The 20,578-nt window shown below is 74.9% G+C and carries 15 protein-coding genes; 6 read left to right on the top strand and 9 right to left on the bottom strand.

Features of this window, described 5'->3' with window-relative positions; translation table 11 throughout:
* Positions 1-4,526 (top strand): SCO7613 C-terminal domain-containing membrane protein (locus F6X68_RS11210; RefSeq protein WP_151454214.1); only part of this gene is annotated, 4,526 nt, incomplete at its 5' end.
* 363 nt (positions 4,527-4,889) lie between these two features.
* On the opposite strand, the gene purE is transcribed toward F6X68_RS11210, so the two are convergent.
* On the bottom strand, positions 4,890-5,381 hold the full coding sequence (gene purE, locus F6X68_RS11215) for a 5-(carboxyamino)imidazole ribonucleotide mutase (protein ID WP_132233504.1): 492 nt from the start codon (positions 5,379-5,381) through the stop codon (positions 4,890-4,892).
* On the bottom strand, positions 5,378-6,559 hold the full coding sequence (locus tag F6X68_RS11220; protein WP_151454215.1) for a 5-(carboxyamino)imidazole ribonucleotide synthase: 1,182 nt from the start codon (positions 6,557-6,559) through the stop codon (positions 5,378-5,380). Before F6X68_RS11220 ends, purE begins: the two co-directional genes overlap by 4 nt.
* A gap of 88 nt (positions 6,560-6,647) precedes the next feature.
* On the opposite strand from F6X68_RS11220, the gene F6X68_RS11225 reads away from it, so the two are divergent.
* On the top strand, positions 6,648-7,298 hold the full coding sequence (locus F6X68_RS11225; RefSeq protein ID WP_151454216.1) for a pyridoxal 5'-phosphate synthase: 651 nt from the start codon (positions 6,648-6,650) through the stop codon (positions 7,296-7,298).
* A gap of 82 nt (positions 7,299-7,380) precedes the next feature.
* Here the strand turns inward: F6X68_RS11225 and F6X68_RS11230 are convergent, their stop codons facing one another.
* The 4 genes from F6X68_RS11230 to mca all read right to left on the bottom strand — a co-directional run bounded on the left by F6X68_RS11230 (position 7,381) and on the right by mca (position 13,381).
* Positions 7,381-9,375, bottom strand: a complete 1,995-nt coding sequence (locus F6X68_RS11230) for a thioredoxin domain-containing protein (protein WP_151454217.1) — start codon at positions 9,373-9,375, stop codon at positions 7,381-7,383.
* Between the two features lie 71 nt (positions 9,376-9,446).
* Positions 9,447-11,909, bottom strand: coding sequence for a bifunctional diguanylate cyclase/phosphodiesterase (locus F6X68_RS11235; RefSeq protein WP_225852144.1), 2,463 nt, complete (start codon positions 11,907-11,909; stop codon positions 9,447-9,449).
* Positions 11,910-12,157: 248 nt separating this feature from the next.
* Positions 12,158-12,451, bottom strand: a complete 294-nt coding sequence (locus tag F6X68_RS11240) for a hypothetical protein (RefSeq protein ID WP_151454219.1) — start codon at positions 12,449-12,451, stop codon at positions 12,158-12,160.
* Positions 12,452-12,499: 48 nt separating this feature from the next.
* On the bottom strand, positions 12,500-13,381 hold the full coding sequence (mca, locus tag F6X68_RS11245; RefSeq protein WP_151454220.1) for a mycothiol conjugate amidase Mca: 882 nt from the start codon (positions 13,379-13,381) through the stop codon (positions 12,500-12,502).
* A gap of 191 nt (positions 13,382-13,572) precedes the next feature.
* Between mca and F6X68_RS11250 the strand changes: the two genes are divergently transcribed.
* Both F6X68_RS11250 and greA read left to right on the top strand, forming a co-directional pair.
* Complete coding sequence (locus F6X68_RS11250; RefSeq protein ID WP_151454221.1) at positions 13,573-14,007, top strand: DUF4307 domain-containing protein; 435 nt, start codon at positions 13,573-13,575, stop codon at positions 14,005-14,007.
* A 155-nt stretch (positions 14,008-14,162) separates the two neighbouring features.
* A complete protein-coding gene (greA, locus tag F6X68_RS11255; protein ID WP_132233490.1) occupies positions 14,163-14,660 on the top strand; it encodes a transcription elongation factor GreA in 498 nt (165 codons plus the stop codon).
* 106 nt (positions 14,661-14,766) lie between these two features.
* On the opposite strand, the gene ilvA is transcribed toward greA, so the two are convergent.
* From ilvA to F6X68_RS11270, 3 genes are read right to left on the bottom strand one after another with little or no spacing between them, the layout of a single operon-like run.
* Positions 14,767-15,987, bottom strand: a complete 1,221-nt coding sequence (ilvA, locus tag F6X68_RS11260; protein WP_151454222.1) for a threonine ammonia-lyase — start codon at positions 15,985-15,987, stop codon at positions 14,767-14,769.
* A gap of 50 nt (positions 15,988-16,037) precedes the next feature.
* Positions 16,038-17,435 (bottom strand): amidase, encoded by a 1,398-nt coding sequence (locus tag F6X68_RS11265; RefSeq protein ID WP_151454223.1) that lies wholly within the window; start codon positions 17,433-17,435, stop codon positions 16,038-16,040.
* 15 nt (positions 17,436-17,450) lie between these two features.
* Positions 17,451-18,593, bottom strand: a complete 1,143-nt coding sequence (locus F6X68_RS11270) for a cystathionine gamma-synthase (protein ID WP_121396518.1) — start codon at positions 18,591-18,593, stop codon at positions 17,451-17,453.
* Positions 18,594-18,714: 121 nt separating this feature from the next.
* Between F6X68_RS11270 and F6X68_RS11275 the strand changes: the two genes are divergently transcribed.
* A complete protein-coding gene (locus F6X68_RS11275) occupies positions 18,715-19,125 on the top strand; it encodes an HIT family protein (RefSeq protein ID WP_151454224.1) in 411 nt (136 codons plus the stop codon).
* Positions 19,126-19,768: 643 nt separating this feature from the next.
* Positions 19,769-20,440 carry a peptide-methionine (S)-S-oxide reductase MsrA gene (gene msrA / locus F6X68_RS11285; protein ID WP_151454225.1) on the top strand — a complete coding sequence of 224 codons (672 nt, stop codon included), beginning with the start codon at positions 19,769-19,771 and terminating at the stop codon, positions 20,438-20,440.
* The last annotated feature ends 138 nt before the right edge of the window (positions 20,441-20,578 follow it).

A 20,578-nucleotide genomic window follows, 5' to 3' on the forward strand; every position in this document is an offset into this window, starting at 1 on the left:
TCGACGCCGACGACCCGGAGCACCCCCCGGAGGCGTCCTCCCGCGAGGTGCAGAACATCCCCCTCGGGCTCGGCGCGCTGCTGCTCGGGGTCGCCGCCGTGGTCTTCGCCGCGGTGGCCACCAGCTCGATGGACGCGCTGGCCCGGCTGGGCATCCTGCTGCTCGCGACCGTGCTGATGCTGCTCGCCCCGCCGGTGCTGGCCCGGCGCGGGCTCACCTCGACCGCCGAGACCATCTCCGCAGTCGGCCTGCTCCTGGTGCCGCTCGCCGGGTACGCGCTGTGGGCGGTGGACCGGATCGGCAACGGCGGCGCCTCGGGCGCGATCTTCGCCGGCGTCATCTTCGCCGTCACCGCCGGCGTCTCCTTCGGCTACGCGGGCTGGACGGGGCTGCGCGCGCCTCGGTTCGCCACGGTGCTGGCCGCGCAGCCGGTGCTGCCGCTGCTGGCGTCCGACCGGATCACCGGCCCGGCCGGCTGGGCGCTCGTGCTGACCGCGGTGGCCCTGCTCGACCTCTGGCTGGCGCGGTCCGCGGTCACCGTGGAGCGGCCGGTCCGGCGGGACCTGCCCGGGCCCTCGGCGGCACCCGCCGGGTCCCCGGCCACGCCCCGGCAGCGCCGCGCCGACAGCCGGCCGGAGGGGGCGCCCGAGGAGGTCGGCGAGGTGGTCGACGGCGGGCTGCCGGCGCACGAACGGGTGCCGGCCGCCCGCCCGGTGCCGTGGCTGCGCGAGCTGACCTGGGTGCTGCACGGGGTGGCGGTCGCCCTCGCCCTCGCGTACGCCGTCTCCGCCCTGCTCCGCGCGGGCACCGTGCCGGTCGCCACCGGGGCCGGCGTGGTGCTGCTGCTGGCCGCCGCGGTGGGGCTGGCCGGGACGCTGGTGCTGCGCCGGCCGCCGCTGCCCGACCTCGGCGCCGGGATCTTCACCCTCGCCGTGATCGGCGCGCTGAGCCGGATCGCCTCGGTGGCGTTCCCCGGGCGGGCGCTGCTGCTGATCGCGGCGGTCATCACGCTGACCGGGCTGGCCGTGCGGGCGGTGCCGGAGGCGGCCCGCCGCGGGCCGCAGCTCGCCTCGGCGGTGGCGCTCACGGTCAGTGGGGTGGTGGTCGCCGGGGGCGCCCTGCGCGCCGGGGTCGCCCCCGTCCGGGCCGCGCTGCCGGCCTGGGCGGCCGACCTGGACCGCTACCCGGTCGAGCTGTCGGCGGCCGTCGGACCGGCAGCCTGGCAGCTCGCCGCGAGCGCCTTCCTGCTGACCGTCGCCGCGGTGCTGGCCCTGCCGCCCGAGATCCGCCGGGAGTTCGCCGTGGTCGGCGCGGCGCTGACCGCGCTCGCCGTACCGGCGTCGTTCGGTCTCGGCTGGGCGGTGGCGCCCTGGCCGATGGTGCTGACGGCGGTCGGCATCGGGGTGGTCGGGCTCTCCGCCCGCACCGAACGCGCGGCGCTGGCGCACGCGGCGACCGCCGCCGGCGTCGGCCTGTTCGGCGCGGGCGCGGGACTGGCCCGGCCGGCGCTGACCACCGCGGTCCTGCTCACCCTGTTCGCCGCCGGGGTCCTGGTCGCCGTGGCGCCCCGGATGCGGCTCGCCCCGGCGGCGGCCGACACCGTCTCGGCCTGGGCGGCCGGGGGCGCGGCGTTCGCGCTGCCGGGCGCGGTGGCCGCCTTCGTCGCCGCGACCGTGCCGGTCGACCCGACGCCCACCCCGGCGAGCCTGCGCGAGGTCACCGTCCCGGTGCTCGCGGCCAGCTTCCTGGCGGTCTGCGTCACCCTCGGGCACGCCGCCATCGTGCAGGTCTCCCAGCGTCGCATCCCGACGCCGCTGGCGGTGGGTACCGCCCTCGGCGCGGTCACGGTCACCGCCGCCGCCTTCGGGGCCCCGGGCGCCACCGCCGCCGACGCCTGGGTCGGCGGCCTGCTGCTCGTCGCCGCCGCGATGGTGGTGTTCGCTGGCCCCATCGACGCCGGCCGGCGCTCCGACCTCACCCTGGACGGCTCCGACCTGGCCGCCGCGGCGGTGACCGCCGCCCTGATCGCCACTCTGGCCCGGATCGCGGCCGTGCTCGCCCCCGGCGGGCAGCTCGCCGTCGCCGCCGCGCTGGTGCTGGTGGTGGCCGTGGCCGCCCGGGCCATGCCGGAGGAGTGGCGACGGGGGCCGATCGTCGGCCTCGCCGTCGGCGGCGTGCTGATCGGGCTGCTGGCCGGCTGGAGCGCGCTGCGGGGCGGCCTGGGGGTGCTCGCCACCCCGGGCCCGATCTGGGCCGGTGACCTGACCGGTTGGCCGGCCGGGCCGACAGGTGGGTCGACGTGGCAGGCCCCGGTCGCGCTGGCCCTGCTCGGCGTCGCCGCCGCCGTCCTGCTGCCGCCACCGTGGAAGTACGACGTGTCGGGCGCGGCGGCCGTGCTCGCCACGATCGGCGCGCCGGCCGCGTTCGACCTGCCGTGGTGGTCGCCCGTCCTGGTCGGCGGCATGGTCGCCACGGTCTTCGGGGCAGCCGCCGTGGCCGCGGTCGACCCCCGCGCCGGCCTGTCCCGGGCGGTCGTGGCCGGTGTCGTCGCCCTGCACGCCGCCGGGGCGGGACTGGTCCGGCCGTGGACCACCGCGCTGGCGCTTGGCAGCATCGCGCTGATCGGCATCGTGGTGGCGGCGCTGGCCCGGTCGCTGGCCGTGCCGCTGGTGGAGGACATCGAGACCGAGGGGATGCCGCCGCACCTCGCCCAGATCGGGGGCGCCGCAGCCGGTGCCGCGCTGCTCGCGTTCCCGGGCGCCGTCGCGGCGCTGGCGGCCGAGTTCGGGCGCGCGCCGGAGGTGCTGCTCACCGCCGCGTTGGCCGCGTCGAGCCTGGGCCTGGCGGCGGTGGCCGCCGTCCGGCGACGGATCCCGCAGTACCTGCCCTGGGCGAGCGCGGCGGTGGTCGGCGGCGCCACGGTGAGCGCCCTGGCCGCCGTCCCCGCCGGCATGCCCGTCGGCGTCTACGCGGCCGCGGCGGCCCTGCTCGGGGTGCTCGCCGAGCTGGTGCGGGGCGCGACGGAACCGCCGGTCGGCGCGGCCCAGCCGGTCCGGCGCTGGTCGGTGCTGCTCGACGGCGCGCTGCGGCGACTGCCGGACGACGGCACGCGGCGCCGCTGGCGGGTCAGCCCCGCCGCCGGTGCGCTCGCCGCCGCCGCGCTGCCCACCGCCCTGGCGCTGGTGTCGATCGCGCCGTCCCTGGTCGTCGCCCTGGTCGACCCGCACCGCAGTCTCGGCCGGGTCTGGCAGGGGCCGCCGCCGGAGCTGCTCACCCCGCCCCCCGACGCGGTCGACGCGACCCACGTGCTGACCGCGCTGCTGCTCACCGCGACCGCCGCGCTGGCCGCCACCGGCTTCAGCGGCGGGCGACGCTCCCGGGCCGTGCCGGTGGTGCTGCCCGGCGCCGCCGTCACCCTGCTGATCACCCCGGTCTCGCTCGGCAACGGCTGGCCGGCGAGCACCCTGGCGGCGCTGTCCGTGTTCACCATCTCGATGCTGGGCCTGGCGCTCACCCCGCCCCCGCCGCTGGCCGAGCGGGCCCGCTCGCTGCGGCTGGCCCGGGTGCTCGTCTTCGCCATCGGCCTGGCCGCCGGAAGCGCGGGCCTGGTCGGCGGCCTGGCGACGCGGGAGCTGACCCTGTTCACCCTGGGCGGCGCGGTCGGCGTCGGCGCGGTGGCCGCGATCTTCGGCACCACCCAGCGGGCGCGCATCCTCGGCTGGCTGTTCGCCTCGCTGATGGCGCAGCTCTTCGTGCTCACCGCCGGCCTGGTGGCCGGCCTCGCGGCCGTCTGGTCCGCGTTCGGCGTACTGGCGGTCGGCGCGGCCCTCCAGGTGTTCGCCGCGACCCTGCCCCGGCTGCGTCGCCCCGAGGCCCAGCGGGAGGCGGCCACCGTCGAGTGGAGCGGGTACGCCGCCGCCCTGATCGCCCTGGCGTTGGCGTTCGACTCGCCCCGGCACATCGCGGCGCTGCTGGCCGCCTGGGGTGCGGTGCTGGGCGTGGCGGCGACCCGACCGGGCCGCCGGCCGGTGGAGCGGCGCATCCTGTTCTGGGCGGTGGTGGTCTGCGAGATCGCCGCCTGGTGGATCCTGATGCGGGTGGCCGACGTGGCGCTGCCGGAGGCCTACACGCTGCCGTTCGCGGCACTCGCCCTGCTCGTCGGCGTGCTGGAGTTGCGGCACCGGCCCGACCTGAGCAGCTGGGTCGCGTACGGGCCCGCGCTGGTCGCCGCGTTCGTGCCGACCCTGGCGATCGTGCTGGCCACCGACTCCAGCACGCTGCGCCAGGTGCTGCTGCTGCTCGGCGCCGTGGCCGTCCTCGTCTTCGGGTCGATGAGCCAGCAGCAGGCGCCGGTGATCGTGGGCGCCGCCGTGACGGCGATCGCGGCGGTGCACGCCCTGTTCAGCCTGGGCCCGTGGCTGGCCCTGATCCCCGTCGGCATCCTGCTGCTGGCGCTCGGTGCGAGCAACGAACGCCGGCGCCGGGCCCAGGAACGCCTCCAGACGGCCCTGCGCGGCATGCGATGAGATCGGCGGGGGTCCGTCCCCCGCGATCAGTTGCCACTGCTGATTGGCCCCGTCGAGAGGCCGGCCGTTGGATCACCGACCCGGAGAACACGTAGCGTGATTTCTCGGCTCGACCGGGCACTTGCCCCGTCTTCCCTTTGCTCTGCACCCATCGATGCAACAGTCACCGTGCGTGACGAATGCTTGAGGCGTCAACCACCGCGACTTTGCGGAAACCCCAGCTCAGGACGCTGGTGCGCGGAGGCATGCAGAGCAAAGGGGCGGAGGAGGGGTTGGCGCCCCGAGCCGCCACCGCAACCCTGCGCAACCCGGGCGTCCGTCACCCACAGTGACGAGTCTCAGGGTCCGGCCGGCGCGGAGACGTCAGGCGAGGGAGGCGCGCAGGGCCGCGTCCTTCTCGGCGACCAACTGCTCCAGGTCGGCCTGGTAGGCCGACATCCGGTCGAGCAGGGCACGGTCGGCGGCGGCCAGGATGCGGACGGCGAGCAGCCCGGCGTTGCGGGCGTTGCCGATCGACACGGTGGCTACCGGCACGCCGGCCGGCATCTGCACGATGGAGAGCAGCGAGTCCATCCCGTCGAGGTGCTTCAACGGCACCGGGACGCCGATCACGGGCAGCGGGGTGACCGAGGCGACCATCCCGGGCAGGGCGGCGGCGCCACCCGCCCCGGCGATGATGACCTTCAGGCCCCGGTCGGCTGCGGCGCGCCCGTAGTCGATCATCTTGATCGGGGTACGGTGCGCCGAGACGACCTCGACCTCGTACGGCACCTCGAACTCGTCCAGCACCTCGGCAGCGGCCTTCATCGTCGGCCAGTCCGAGTCGCTGCCCATGATCAGTCCAACGGTGCTCACGCCCGCCCCTCCCGCAACCAGCGGGCGGCTCGCGCGGCCCGCGTCCGTACGTCGTCCAGGTCGTCCCCGAGCACCGTGACGTGCCCGATCTTGCGGCCGGGCCGCACCTGCTTGCCGTAGAGGTGCACCTTGGCACCCGGCTCGGCCGCGAAGAGGTGGTGCAGCCGCTCGTCGATCGACATCCCGCCCGGCTCGCCACCGAGGACGTTCGCCATCACCACCACGGGAGCGGTCAGCGAGGTGTCGCCCATCGGGTAGTCGAGCACCGCCCGCAGGTGCTGCTCGAACTGCGACGTGCGTGCGCCCTCGATGGTCCAGTGCCCCGAGTTGTGCGGCCGCATCGCCAGCTCGTTCACCACGATCCGGCTACCCCCGGGCGCGGCCCGGTCGGCGACCTCGAACAGCTCCACGGCGAGCAGGCCGACCACGCCGAGCGCGGTGGCCAGGTCGATGGCGAGCTGCTGGGCGGCGACCGCCAGCTCCTCCGGCAGGCCCGGTGCGGGGGCGAGCACCTCGACGCAGATGCCGTCGCGCTGCACCGTCTCGACCACCGGGTACGCGGCGACCTGCCCGAACGGCGAGCGCGCCACCTGCACGGCCAGCTCCCGGCGCAGCGGCACCCGCTCCTCGACGATCAGCCGGGTGCCACCGGCCAGCAGGGTCGTGGCCAGCTCCTCGGCCTGCGCCGCGTCGTCGACCATCCAGACGCCCCGGCCGTCGTACCCGCCGCGGGCCGCCTTGAGCACCATCGGCCAGCCGATCTCGTCGCCGAACGCCGCCAGGTCGGCGGGCTCGGCGACGGGTCGCCACGCCGGGTTCGGCGCGCCCAGCTCGCCGAGCCGCTCCCGCATGACCCGCTTGTCCTGGGCGTGCAGCAGCGCGTCGGCCGGTGGGAAGAGCTTCACGCCCTCGGCGGCCAGCGTGCGGATGTGCTCGGTGGGGACGTGCTCGTGGTCGAAGGTGACCACGTCGCAGGCCTTGGCGAAGGTGCGCAGCGCGGCGAGGTCGGTGTGGTCGCCGTACTGGACGTCGGCGGCGACCAGCGCGGCGCCGTCGTCGGGGGCCAGCGCGAGCACGCGCAGCGACTGGCCGAGGGCGATCGCGGACTGGTGGGTCATCCGGGCCAGCTGGCCGCCGCCCACCATGCCGACAACGGGCAGACCGGTACGGGAATCCATAGCGGCGCCAGCCTATCGGGACGCCCCGCCACCTGCGCCGCCGGATGGCGCATCGAACACCCACCGCCGCTGCTGAAAGGATCATGGCATGACGATTCGCAGTCTGCTCCGTGGCCTGCCGGTGCTCGCGCACGACATGCCGTCGTTCGATCCTGCCGCCGCCCCGGCCGAGCCGCTGGCCCTCTTCGTCGAGTGGATGGCCGGTGCGATCGACGCGGGCGTCGACGAGCCGCACGCGATGACCGTTTCCACCGTCGACGCCGACGGCATGCCGGACGCCCGGGTGCTGATCCTGAAGGACCTCGACGAGGCCGGCTGGCACTTCGCCACCAGTTCGGCCAGCGCCAAGGGCCGCCAGCTCGCCGAGAACCCCCGGACCGCGCTCAGCTTCCACTGGCGCGAGCAGGGCCGCCAGGTCCGGGTGCGGGGAATCGCCGCCCCGGCGGACCCCGACGTCTCCCGGGCCGACTTCCTGGCACGGCCCGAAGGGTCACGGATGGCCGGACTGGCCGGCCGGCAGAGCGACGTGCTCACCGACCGCGCCGAGTTGGACCGCGAGCTGGCCCGGATCCGGAAGCGGCTGGCCACCGACCCCGATCTGGTCGCCAAGACGCACACCGTCTACGCGGTCGCGCCGCACCTCGTCGAGTTCTGGCAGGCGGACGCGCAGCGCCGGCACGTCCGGCTGCGCTACCGCCGCACCGGCACGGGCTGGGAACGCGAGCAACTCTGGCCGTGAGCACCGGCACGGACCGGAGGCACCCCCGCACCCGGGCGGCAGCCTGAGCGACGGCCGGAAGCCTCAGGGTCGGGTGAGAGCGTCAGCGCCGGCCGAGCTGGGCGACCAGGTCGTCCACCGTCGTCACCGGGCGCTCGCAGACGAAACCCCGGCAGGCGTACGCCGTGGGCCGCCCGTCGACCATCGGCCGGTCGGCGAGCAGCGGCACCCCGGGCTGGCCCGGGCGGCCCGCCACGATCACCGCGCCGGGCGGGGCGTGCCGGTGTGCCGCCGCGACCAGTGGGTCCCCGGTCGGCTCGTCGGTGACCACCGCGATCTCGTACGGCCCGGAGAGCAGCGCCTCGCCGACGGTGGCCGCGTAGCCGGTGAACCGGGCGTGCCGGCCGACGATGGGCGCCACGGTCGACAGGGCGGCCTCGGCGGCCTCCCGGTAGCGGGTCTCCCCGGTCAGCGCCGCGTACGCGACCAGCGCCGCGACTATCGCCGAGCGCCCGGACGGGGTGGCGTTGTCGGTGGGGTCGGCCGGTCGGCTGACCAGCCGTTCGGCGTCGTCGGCGGTGTCGTAGAAGGCGCCGCCCGGCGCGGCGAACCGCTCCAGCGCGACGTCGAGCAGTCCACCCGCCAGTTCCAGCCAGCGCCCCTCGCCGGTGAGCTGGTGCAGGGCGCAGAACGCCTCGGCCACGCAGCCGTGGTCCTCCAGCACCCCGGCCGGCTCGCCGACGACGCCACCGCGCGAGACACGGCGCAGCCGCCCGGCCACGATGTGGCGGTCGGCCAGCACCTCGCCGATCCGGACCGCCGCGGCGGCGGTGACGGGATCCCCGGTGACCGCGGCGTGCTCGACCAGCGCGGTGACCGCGAGCCCGTTCCAGGCGGCGACCACCTTGTCGTCGCGGGCCGGTTGGGGTCGGGCGTCGCGGACCTCGCGCAGCCGGGCCCGGATCCGCTCCCACCGGGCGGCCACCTCAGGGGCGACGTCGTCGACGTCCCGGGCCAGCCGCAGCACGCTCGTGCCGTGCTCGAACGTGCCCTCGTCGGTGACCGCGAACAGGTCGGCGGCGAAGCGGCCGTCGTCCTCCCCCAGCACCTCGACGAGCTGGGCCGGCGTCCAGGAGTAGGTGAGCCCCTCGACGCCCTCGGTGTCGGCGTCGAGGGCGGAGGCCAGGCCGCCCTCGGGGGTGCCCAGGTCGTCGATCATGAACGCGGCGGTCTCGGCGGCGACCCGGGCGGCGAGGGGATCGCCGGCCAGGCGCCAGAGCTGGGTGTACGCCCGCAGCAGCAGCGCGTTGTCGTAGAGCATCTTCTCGAAGTGCGGCACGGTCCAGTGCCCGTCGACGGAGTAGCGGGCGAAGCCGCCGGCCAGCTGGTCGTAGATGCCGCCCCGGGCCATCGCCTCGCACGTGTGCCGGGCGATCTCCAGGCTGCGCGGCGAGCCGGTGCGCTGGTGGTGCCGCAGCAGGAAGAGCAGGTTCATGTGCGGCGGGAACTTCGGCGCGCCGCCGAAACCGCCGTTCACCTCGTCGTACTCCTTGGCGAGCTGGTCGGCCGCGGCGTCGAGCAGCGCGGCGTCCAGCGGCGCGGTGGGCCCGCCCACCGCCTGCGCGCCGCCGATCGCCTCGACCACGGCGGCGCCCTGCTGGACGACGGCGTCGCGCTGGTCCCGCCAGGCCGCGGCGACCGACTGGAGCAGCCGGACGAAGTTCGCCCGGGGGAAGTAGGTGCCGCAGAAGAACGGGGTGCCGTCGGGCGTGGCGAAGACGGTCATCGGCCACCCGCCCTGCCCGGTCATCGCCTGGGTGGCGGTCATGTAGACGGCGTCGACGTCGGGGCGTTCCTCGCGGTCCACCTTGACGCAGACGAAGTCGTCGTTCATGAGCGCGCCGACCTGCTCGTTCTCGAACGACTCGTGGGCCATCACGTGGCACCAGTGGCAGGCGGCGTAGCCGACCGAGATGAGCACCGGCACGTCCCGGCGTTTCGCCTCGGCGAACGCCTCGTCGCACCACGGCCACCAGTCGACCGGGTTGTCGGCGTGCTGGAGCAGGTACGGGCTCGTGGCGTCAGCGAGTCGGTTCACCCGACGACCATAACCACCCGGTGACGCGCCCGCCCGCGCTCCGACGTGGACCGGCCGTGCGGCGGGTGGGGTCAGGAGGCGCCGTCGGCGCGCAGCGGGAAGACGTTGGGGCGGGCCTCGTCGAGCAGGGTGCCGAGGACCGCGCCGATCTTGTCGGCCGGCATCGGCTTGAAGAAGTGGTAGCCCTGGGCGGCCGTGCAGCCCAGCTCGGCCAGCGCGAGGCGTTGCTCGGCGGTCTCCACGCCCTCGGCGACCACCCGTAGCCCCAGCTCGTGGGCGAGGCCGACGGTGGTCCGTACGATCGCCGCCGCCTCCGGGGAGTCGGCCATCCGGATCACGAAGGAACGGTCCACCTTGAGCTCGTCCACCGCGATCCGGGTGAGGAACGTCAGCGAGGAGAAGCCCGTGCCGAAGTCGTCGACGGCGAGCTGCACGCCCATCGACCGCAGGGTGGCGAGCACCTCGTCAATGACCTCCAGCTCGCTCATCACCACAGTCTCGGTGATCTCCAGGACCAGCCGGTCCGGCGGCACCTGGTGCCGGCGCAGGGCGTCGGCGATCTCGGTGGGCAGGCGGGGGTCGAGCAGGCTGCGCGCCGACAGGTTGACCGAGATCGGCACGTCGAGCCCGTCGCGGGCCCAGCCGGCGGCGACGGCGAGCGCCTTGTCCAGCACGTAGCGGGTGAAGGTGCCGAGCTGCTCGCTGTTCTCCACCGGGCGGATGAAGTCGTGCGGCCCGAGCCAGCCCCGGCGCGGGTGCCGCCAGCGGATCAGGGCCTCCACCCCCGTCGGGGCGCCGGTGGTCAGGTCGACCGCCGGCTGCAACGCCAGCACGAGCTGGTCGTCGGTCTTCAGCGCCTCGCGCAGCTCGGCCAGCAGGGCCAGCTGATCGGTGCTGGCGGCGTCCCGGGCGGAGTCGTACGCGGCGACGCTGCCGCCGCCCTCCTTGGCCTGGTACATGGCGATGTCGGCCCGGCGCAGCAGCTCGGTCAGGTCGGCGGTGCCGGCGTCGGCGACCACCACCCCGACGGAGACCTCGACGGACATCCGCACCCCGGCCACCTCGGTCGGCGCGGCGAGCCGCTCGGCGATCTCGCGGGCCTGCCGCAGCGCGTACGCCATGGGGGCGGCCCGGTCGCCGATCACCGGGACCGACGTCAGCAGCAACGCGAACTCGTCGCCGCCGAGGCGGGCGAGCAGGTCCCCGGGGCGGGCAAGGGCGCCCAGCCGGTTGGCGGTCAACCGCAGCAGCTGGTCGCCGGCCGCATGCCCGAGGGTGTCGTTGACCTCCTTGAACTGGTCGATGTCGAGCAGCAGCAGCGCCACCGGGTGGTCGTGGGCGAGCTGGCGCAGCGCCTGGTCGCCCTTGCTGAGCAGGGCCGACCGGTTCACCAGCCCGGTGAGCTGGTCGTGCACCGCCTCGTACGACGAGCGGGCGGTGACCAGGCGCAGCTCGCGGTGGGTCGCGGCGTCGTGCAGCGCGGCGGCGAGCGCGTCGCCGAACGCGGCCACGGCGTCGCGTTCCCGGGCGTTGGGTGGCGCGCAGCGCGGGAACCGGACCCGCAGCTCGCCCACCCGGGAGGCCCCCACGGAGAGGGTACGCACCAGCTCGTGGTCCTCCGGCTCGGTCCGGCCGGGCGGTGCGACCTCCCGGTCGACCAGCTGGCCGCCCGGGTCGCCCCGGTAGCGCCGCCACCGGCCGTCGCCCCGGGCCACGTCGACGTCGACGAGTTCGGCGTTGAACAGGGTCAGCGCGCCCGTCACGGCGGCCGTGGCGACGCCCCGCTCGTCGAGCTGGTTGAGCGCGGCGGTGGCCTCGGCGAAGGCCCGCCAGGTGCGCCGCTCCTGGTCGGCGCGGAGCCGGTGCCGGTAGGTCTGCTGGAGCAGCCAGAGCGGCGGTGGGAGCAGCAGCAGCCAGCGCGCGTCGAGTTCCAGCAGTGCCACCACGACCAGGCCGACGGCCACGTTGCCGACGAACATCAGCAGCTTGCCCCGCAGCGCGGCGAGCAGCGGCGGCGCCACGGGGATGCCGTGCCGCAGCGCCAGGGTGGCGCCGCCGAGCCAGGCGGTGGCGAGAAGGTAGGCGACCGAGCCCGCGAGCACGGCCAGGGCGAGCGCCGGGGTCGGCGTCGCCAGCAGCGGCTCGCCGAGCACGGTGGTGACGGAGACGGCCAGGGCGGTGGCGGCGGTCAGCGACGCCGTGATCCGGACGACCTCCAGCACCGGCCGCCGGTCGCCGAGCAGCGACATGGCCGACCAGGCGAGCGCGGCGCCGAGGAGCGCGGCGGAGGGGAGCCAGCCGGTGGGCGTCAGGTAGAGGCAGATGATCAGCGCGGCTTCGCCCCAGGTGATGCTCACCATCCCGGCGGCGGTGCGGAAGCGCAGCCGGGCCAACTGGGCGACGGCGAACACGGCGACGGCGAGGCCGAAGCGGGCCGGCCCGCCGAGCGGGTCGTCGGCGGGAAGGTGGGTCGGGGCGGTCCACCCCAGCCCGGCGGCGACCAGCGCGGTCAGCGCGACGGCAGCGGTGAGCAGGAGCAGCCGCGCGGGGGTGCCGCGGGCTTCGACCCGGTCGGTCGACTCGCCGGCCCTGCCGGAGGTCACCGGGCCGCTCCGCCTGCGGGCCGCTCGCCGGTACGACGGGCGACCGGTGGTGTGGTGGTCATCGGCGCCCCCTCCCGCGCACGGCTCGGGAACTCTTGGTCCCCCCGGCGAGAGGCTAAGGCAAACCCGGTGGCCGCAACAGGGGGCGACGACCGGGTTCGACGTGAATCATGGGCGGACTAGCCGTTGCGACGCTGCTGACGCCCGGTGGGAGCGGCGGAGGATGAATCCTGCGTCAGCGCACCTTCTGTCGGATCGACGACTGCCGCGTCCGCCTGGTCGGGGGTCGCCGGCGGGCCCTGCTGGGGGAACCGGTCGGGCAGCCGACGCAGCCGGGAGTTCATGTTGCGGATCAGCAGGACGGTGGCGGTGGCCAGAACGAGGATGAGGAAGAGGCCCATCGGCCCGGCCAGGCCACCCGTGCGGGTGTCCCCGAAGTTGTTCTGGGCGAGCACCTCTGCGGCGGTCAGCATGGCGTTCCTCCGGTGTGCGGTTGGTGACCAGGGTAGCCCCGGCCCGGATCAGCGGGCATGGGCCGTCTCGCGCACCCCGGCGAAGAGGTCCGACTCGGGCAGCGGGCTGTCGACCAGCGAGCGCACCAGCTCGAAGTCCTCCGTCGGCCACGCCCGCCGCTGCATCTCCATCGGCACCTGGAACCAGAAGCCGTCCGGGTCGATCTGGGTGGCGTGGGCGCGCAGCGCGTCGTCGCGGACCGGGAAGTAGTCGGCGCACTCGACCCGGGTCGTGATCCGGGGGCCCTTGTCGGTGCGGTCCTCCCAGCGCTTGATCCACTCCTCGTAGGGCGACGTCAGGCCGGCGGCGAGCAGCGTCTCGTGCAGCGCCATGATCTTGCCCCGGGAGAAGCCGATGTCGTAGTAGAGCTTGAGCGGCTGCCACGGCTCGCCCAGCTCCGGATAGCGCTCCGGGTCGCCGGCGGCCTCGAACGCGGCCACGCTGACCTTGTGGGTCATGATGTGGTCGGGGTGCGGGTAGCCGCCCTCCTCGTCGTACGTCGTCACGACGTGCGGACGGAACTGGCGCATCAGCCGCACCAGCGGGCCGGCGGCCACCTCGACGTCCTGGAGGGCGAAGCAGCCCTCGGGCAGCGGCGGGAGCGGGTCGCCCTCGGGCAGGCCGGAGTCGACGAAGCCGAGCCACGCCTGCTCGACGCCGAGGATCGCCCGCGCGGCGTCCATCTCCGCCCGGCGGACGTCGGCGATGTTGGCCCAGACGTCCGGTCGGTCCATCTTCGGGTTCAACACGCTGCCGCGCTCGCCGCCGGTGCACGTGACCACCAGGACGTCCACGCCCTCGGCGACGTACTTCGCCATGGTCGCGGCGCCCTTGCTCGACTCGTCGTCGGGGTGTGCGTGGACGGCCATCAGTCGCAGTTGCTCTGCCAACGTCGGCGCTCCTCGTCTCTGGCCCCGGCGGACCCCCCGCGGGACCGCCCGGCTGACCTGCCGGAATCTTCCCCCCGCGCCGGGACCTGCCGGTGCCGACCTGTCATATTTGACGACGTGACGGGCTGGGAAGATGGAACCCTGCCATTCTTGCCGATGCCCCCGACAACGACGCCAGGAGATACCCGCCGGTGACCGAGACGCACGCCACACTTCCGCCGGGCGCGCCGGCCTTCCCGCCCGGTCGGTACGGCCGCCGCCGGGAGCCCGGGCGGCGCCGGCCGCTGCTGGTGGCGCTGCTGGTGGTCGCCCTGGTCGCGGTCATGACCCTGGTCGCGGTGCGGCTCTACCGGCAGTACGGCGACCCGAACTACGACGCCGAGGTGATCACCTACACGGGGATCACCGACAGCCAGGTGCTTGTCGACTTCCGGGTCACCGTGCCGAAGGGCGGCTCGGCGGTCTGCCTGCTGCGCGCCCGGGACCGCGACGGCGCCGAGGTGGGCCGGGAAGAGGTGACGGTGACCGCCCGGCCCGACCAGCGGCAGGTGACCGCGCAGCACCGGCTGGCCACCACCGCCCGCCCCTTCGTCGGCGAGGTGCTGCGCTGCCGGCCCGCGGGCTGAGCGGCCACGGCGCGGGCTCGGGCGCGCGGCCCGGACAGCCTCGGCGGCCCGGGCACCGGGGGTACCGCCGGTGTTCGAGCGCGCCCTGTGTCGTACCGCACTGGTAACTTGGAAGTTCACCTGTCAGCCAGCACGCACGAACGAGGAGAACGCCTGTGTCCACTGGCAACGAGGCGCCCGCCACCTGGCTGTCCCAGGACGCGTTCGACCGGCTCCAGGGCGAGCTCGACGAGCTGATCGCCAACCGGCCGGTCATCGCCGCCGAGATCAACGCCCGCCGCGAGGAGGGCGACCTGCGGGAGAACGGTGGCTACCACGCCGCCCGCGAGGAGCAGGGCAAGGCCGAGGGGCGCATCCTCTACCTCAAGGAACTGCTCCGCACCGCCAAGGTGGGCGGGGCGCAGGCCGCCGACGCGGTGTCGCCCGGCATGGTCGTGACGATCTACTTCGACGACGACAAGGACGACACCGAGACCTTCCTGCTCGGCTCCCGGGAGATCGCGTCGACCACCGAGCTGACGGTCTACAGCCCGGAGTCGGCGCTGGGCCAGGCGATCCTGGGCGGCCGGGCCGGCCAGACCTGCACCTACACCGCCCCCAGCGGGGCCGACATCAAGGTGACCGTGGTCAGCTTCGAGCCGTTCTCCGGCTGAGCCCCCGCCGGGCCGAGGCGGCCCGGGCTGGCGACACGGCCGCCCGAGCGCCGATCCGGCCGGGCGACGACGAGCGACCCCGCGAGGCGTGGCACCGGTCCCGGTGTCACGCCTCGCCGGCGAAGACCACCTGGTAGCCGCTGGCCCGCAACGCGCTGATCAGCGTGTCGGAGTGCTCGACCCCCCGGGTCTCCACCGACAGGGCCACCTCCACCTCGCCCAGGCGCAGGTGCGGATTGGCCCGCTGGTGCTCCACGTCCACCACGTTCGCCCGGTGCTCGGCGATCTCGCCGAGCAGCGACGCGAGCTGGCCGGGGCGGTCCGAGCAGCGCACCGTCACCCGCAGGTAGCGTCCGGCGGCGGCGAGGCCGTGCTCGATCACCCGCAACATCAGCAGCGGGTCGATGTTGCCGCCGGAGAGCACCGCCACCACCGGCGCCTGCACCTCGACGACGCCCGCCAGCAGCGCGGCCACGCCCACCGCGCCGGCCGGCTCCACCACCTGCTTGCCCCGCTCCAGCAGCATCAGCAGCGCCCGGGAGATGTCCTCCTCGGAGACCGTGACGATCTCGTCCACCAGCTTGCGGACGTGGGTGAAGGTCAGTTCCCCCGGCCGGCCGACGGCGATGCCGTCCGCGATGGTGCCGAACGACGGGAGGCGTACCGGCTCGCCGGCCACCAGGGAGGGCGGGAAGGCGGCGGCGCCGGCGGCCTGCACCCCGATGATCCGCACGTCGGGCCGCAGCGCCTTGGCCGCCACCGCCATGCCGGAGACCAGCCCGCCGCCGCCCACCCCCGTGATGATCGTCCTGACCTCGGGGCACTGTTCGAGGATCTCCAGTGCCACCGTGCCCTGGCCGGCGATCACGTCCCGGTGGTCGAACGGGTGGATCAGCGTCGCGCCCGTCCGCTCGGCGTAGTTCTGCGCCGCGACCAGGGACTCGTCGACGGTGTTGCCGACCAGCTCGACCTGGGCGCCGTAGCCCTTGGTGGCGGCGACCTTCGGCAGGGGCGCGTTCACCGGCATGAAGACCGTGGCGTGCGTACCGACGAGGCCGGCGGCGAGCGCGACACCCTGGGCGTGGTTGCCGGCGCTCGCCGCGACGACTCCGTCGGCCCGCTCCGCCTCCGACAGCCGGGAGATCCGCACGTACGCGCCGCGCACCTTGTACGAGCCGGCGCGTTGCAGGTTCTCGCACTTGAGCCACGTCGGCCCGCCCAGCGCCGCGCTGAGCGGCCGGGAGGGCTCCAGCGGGGTGGTGCGGACGACGTCGGCGAGAAGTTCCCGCGCGGCCCGTACGTCGGCGAGACCGACCAGTTCCGTCATGCCCTGATCGTGCCACCCGCCACCCGCGCCGACGCGCGGCACGCCACCCCTCAGACGGGGGCGGGGATCCGCGGGTAGCCGGGGGCGTGCCGGGACCAGGGTGCCTGCATCTCGAACTGGCCGGCGATGCCGAGCAGCAGCAGCTCGCTGCCGGGCGGGCCGATCAGCTGCACGGCGACCGGCAGCCCGTCCGGGCGGCGGCCGACCGGCACCACCAGCGCAGGCAGGCCGGCGATGTTCCACGGCGCGGCGAACGGGGCGTACCGGATGCTGGTCAGCATGTTGGCCCGCCAGGACCGGCCGGACCAGCCGTCGGCCTCCGGTGGCACGGTCGCCAGGGCCGGCGTGAGCAGCAGGTCGATCGAGTGGTCGGCGAAGAAGCCGATCGACCGCTCACGCCAGGCGGCCCGGTCGGCCTCCCGGACGTACCCGCGCCGCTGCGCCCACTCGCCGAGGGCGACGTGCCGGCGGCTGCGCCGCTGGAGGCCGCGCCGGTCCAGCCCGGCGGCGCGGACGTCGGCGGCGGCCGCGGCGAGCCAGGTGGCGATGCCCTGGAGCCCCAGGGCCGTCGGGTAGACCGGGTCGGCCGGCACCGTGTCGTGCCCCGCGCCTGCGAGCAGCCGGCCGGCGGCGGCGACCGCGTCCCGGTTGGGGGCGTCGGCGTGCACGCCCCGCACCGGCGAGCGGAGCGAGACGCCCACCCGCAGCCGCTGCGGCGGCACCAGCTTGTCCGGGCGGCGGCCGGCCAGCACCGAGAAGCCGACGGCCGCGTCGGCGACCGTGCTGGTCAGCATGCCGTGCTCGGTCAGCCCGAACCAGTCGTCCGCGCCGAGCTGGCACGGGACCACGCCCCGGCCCGGCTTGAGCCCGACCAGGCCGCAGCAGGCCGCCGGGATGCGGATCGAGCCGAGGCCGTCGTTGCCGTGGGCGATCGGCACCAGGCCGGCGGCCACGGCCGCGGCCGCGCCGCCGGACGAGCCCCCGGGGGTACGCCGGGTGTCCCAGGGGTTGCGGGTCACGGCCGTCTCGTCGTCGGTGAGGCCCCAGAGGCCGAGCTCCGGCATCCGGGTCACCCCGAGGATCACCGCGCCGGCACCGCGCAGCCGCCGGACCACCTCGTGGTCGGCCTCGGCCACCGGCGTACGCACCGCCGCCGACCCGTTCCAGGTGGGCAGACCGGCGACGGCGGTGTTCTCCTTGACCGCCACCGGCACCCCGGCCAGCGGGAGGTTGGCCAGGTCCTCCTGCTCGTCGACCTTCTCCGCCTCGGTGATCGCCTCCCCGCCGCGTACCGTGCGGAACGCGGCGAGGTCGGCGTCGACCCGGGCGATGTGGTCCAGGTGGTCGGCGACGACCTGGGTGGCCGTGACGTCGCCCCGGCGTACGCCCCGGGCGATCTGCTTGGCGGTCGCCCCCACCCAGGTCGGCATGATGTCCTGCACGGCCACCCTCCCAGCCAGCGGTCAGCCCAGCGCCTGCTCCAGATCGGCGAGCAGGTCGTCGACCGTCTCGATGCCGACAGACAGTCGCACGAGATCGCCGGGAACTTCAAGCGGCGAGCCGGCAGCACTTGCGTGTGTCATCCGGCCCGGGTGCTCGATCAGGGATTCCACGCCGCCGAGCGACTCGGCGAGGATGAAGAGCTTCGTCCGGTTGCAGATCTCGACGGCGTGCTCCTCGCCGCCGGCGGCCCGGAACGAGATCATGCCGCCGAAGCGGCGCATCTGCTTCGCGGCCACCTCGTGGCCCGGGTGCGCGGGAAGCCCCGGGTAGATCACCTGACCGACCTTGGCGTGCCCGTCCAGATAGGCCGCGATCCGCTCGGCGTTGTCGCAGTGCCGGTCCATGCGTACGCCCAGGGTCTTGATGCCGCGCAGGGTCAGCCACGCGTCGAAGGGCCCGTTGATCGCGCCCATCGCGTTCTGGTGGTAGCGCAGCTCCTCGCCGAGCCCGGCGTCGGCCGCGACCAGCGCGCCACCGACCACGTCGGAGTGGCCGCCGATGTACTTGGTGGTCGAGTGCACCACCACGTCCGCGCCGTGCGCGATCGGCTGCTGGAGGTACGGCGAGGCGAACGTGTTGTCGACGACCAGCAGGGCGCCCGCGTCGTGCGCGACGCCGGCCAGCGCGGCGATGTCGGCGATGCCGAGCAGCGGGTTGGTGGGCGTCTCCACCCAGACGATCCGGGTCCGGCCCGGCTCGACGGCGGCCCGGATCGCGTCGGGGTCGGAGACCTTCGCCGGCGTGAAGTCCAGCCCCCAGCGCTCGGCCACCCGGGCGAAGAGCCGGTACGTGCCGCCGTACGCGTCGTCGGGGATCACCACGTGGTCGCCCGGCTTGCAGACGGTACGCAGCAGGGTGTCCTCGGCGGCCAGGCCGCTGGCGAAGGCGAGCCCGACCGGGCCGCCCTCCAGCGCGGCGAGGCACTCCTGGAGGGCGTCGCGGGTCGGGTTGCCGGAGCGGCTGTACTCGTAGCCCAGCCGGGGCGCGCCGACGGCGTCCTGGGCGTAGGTGCTGGTCTGGTAGATCGGTGGGATCACCGCGCCGGTGCGGGCCTCGGGGTCCTGGCCGGCGTGGATGGCGAGCGTGTCGAAGCCGTGACTCATCCCGTGAGGCTAATCCCCCGTCCCGAAGGCTGGAACGGAACGGTGCTGTCGGGTCCGCGCCCACGGCGGCGGGCCGGCGCGGGGGCGTCTCCCATCCGGGCGGCCGGCATAGCCTGGACGGATGAGCGGGTGCGTGTTCTGCGGGATCGTGGCCGGCGAGACTCCCGCCTTCCGGGTCGCCGACGAGCCCGACGGGGTGGCGTTCCTGGACACCCGGCCGGTCTTCAAGGGCCACGTGCTGGTGGTGCCGCGCACGCACCTGGTCGCCCTGGCCGACCTGCCCGCCGAGGCGCTGGCCGGCTACTTCGGCCTGGTGCGGCGGCTCGCGGTCGCCGTGGAGACCGGCACGGAGGCCGGTGGGACGTTCGTGGCGATGAACAACAAGGTGTCCCAGTCCGTCCCCCACCTGCACACGCACGTCGTGCCACGCACGAAGGGCGACGGCCTGCGCGGCTTCTTCTGGCCGCGCACCCGCTACGCCGACGACGCCGAGGCCGAGACCTACGCCGCCCGCATCACCGCAGCCCTCTGACGCGCCCCAGCCGCCCGGAGGCGGGCGGAGCGGGCGGAGGCCGGGCGGAGGCCAGCGGAGCGGGCGGAGGCCAGCGGAGCGGGCAGAGGCCAGCGGAGCGGGCAGAGGCCAGCGGGGCCGGCGGAGGCAAGAAGAGCGGGCGGAGAACCGGGGCGAACGCGACAGCCCACGCGAAGCGGGGCAGGCGTGGCGGGCGGCAGGACTCCCCTGACGCGCACCTCTCGACACCCTTCGTCACATACGGTAACGATGACCATGCGTCACGCTCTGCGACGGGCGCGCGGGGCGCTCCGGGTGCCATCTCGCGCCCTTTGCTCTGCAGCCATATCCGCACCAGGCCACTGACCTGCCGCGACACGAAACGCTGGCGCCGCCAGGACAGGACTAGCCACCACCCAGCGTGACTGTTGCATATAGGGATGCAGAGCAAAGCGGGTGAGGCGAGGGAGGCGCGGCCAGCGGGCCATGTCACCAGGAGTGACGGAGCGGGTGGCAGGCGTGACCGGCCCGAGCGCGCCGCCGCTACCCGGGGGACGGCTGTGACCTTCTCGTGGGCGGCGGTCGCCTGAGTGTGGGTGGAGCGGGTAAGGAAGGCGGATCCGGCGGTGTTGCACGCTGGGAGAGTTACGAGAGGAGTCCCACCGTGTTCCTGCGCCGCATGAAGGCCGAACTGCCCACCTCCGACCAGGCCCTGCCGGGTCGCCTGATCGCGATGCCGATCGCGGACCGGCACGAGGTGCTGGGCACCCCGCTCAAGGGTCCCTTCCCGGAGGGCGCCCAGGTGGCCGTGTTCGGCATGGGCTGTTTCTGGGGCGCCGAGCGGCTGTTCTGGACGCTGCCGGGTGTGATCACCACGTCCGCCGGCTACGCGGGCGGCATCACGCCGAACCCGACGTACGAGGAGGTGTGCTCGGGGATGACGGGGCACGCCGAGGTGGTCCAGGTGGTCTACGACCCCGCCACGATCAGCTACGAGGACCTGCTGAAGGTCTTCTGGGAGAACCACGACCCGACCCAGGGCATGCGCCAGGGCAACGACGTGGGCACCCAGTACCGGTCGACGATCTACGTGACCACGGACGAGCAGCTCGCCACCGCCCAGGCGTCCCGGGACGCGTTCGCACCGATCGTGGCGCGGGCCGGCAAGGGCGAGATCACCACCGAGATCGACCGGCTCGGCGAGTACTACTTCGCCGAGGACATGCACCAGCAGTATTTGGCGCCCACGAAGAACCCGAACGGTTATTGCAACCACGGCCCGAACGGGCTGAGCTGCCCGGTCGGCGTCGCCCGGGTGCCGTCCGACCTGCACTAGCCTCCTGGACAGAGCCGGTCGCCACCGCTCCCCCGCCGACATCGAGGTGGAAATCTCCCGCCCGAGTGTCGTATCCGCTCGACGCCGTTCGTAGCGGAGATGGTGGCAGACAAAGGTCCGCCCGAGACTAGGGAGCAG

Origin of the sequence: Micromonospora sp. AMSO12t (assembly GCF_008806585.1) — a bacterium.
Taxonomy (GTDB): domain Bacteria; phylum Actinomycetota; class Actinomycetes; order Mycobacteriales; family Micromonosporaceae; genus Micromonospora; species Micromonospora reichwaldensis.

Coding starts and splice junctions, on each gene's coding strand:
- F6X68_RS11220 (WP_151454215.1), bottom strand. CDS start 6,559: ATGGATTCCCGTACCGGTCTGCCCGTTGTCGGCATGGTGGGCGGCGGC.
- F6X68_RS11225 (WP_151454216.1), top strand. CDS start 6,648: ATGACGATTCGCAGTCTGCTCCGTGGCCTGCCGGTGCTCGCGCACGAC.
- F6X68_RS11240 (WP_151454219.1), bottom strand. CDS start 12,451: ATGCTGACCGCCGCAGAGGTGCTCGCCCAGAACAACTTCGGGGACACC.
- ilvA (WP_151454222.1), bottom strand. CDS start 15,987: ATGACGGAACTGGTCGGTCTCGCCGACGTACGGGCCGCGCGGGAACTT.
- F6X68_RS11270 (WP_121396518.1), bottom strand. CDS start 18,593: ATGAGTCACGGCTTCGACACGCTCGCCATCCACGCCGGCCAGGACCCC.
- F6X68_RS11275 (WP_151454224.1), top strand. CDS start 18,715: ATGAGCGGGTGCGTGTTCTGCGGGATCGTGGCCGGCGAGACTCCCGCC.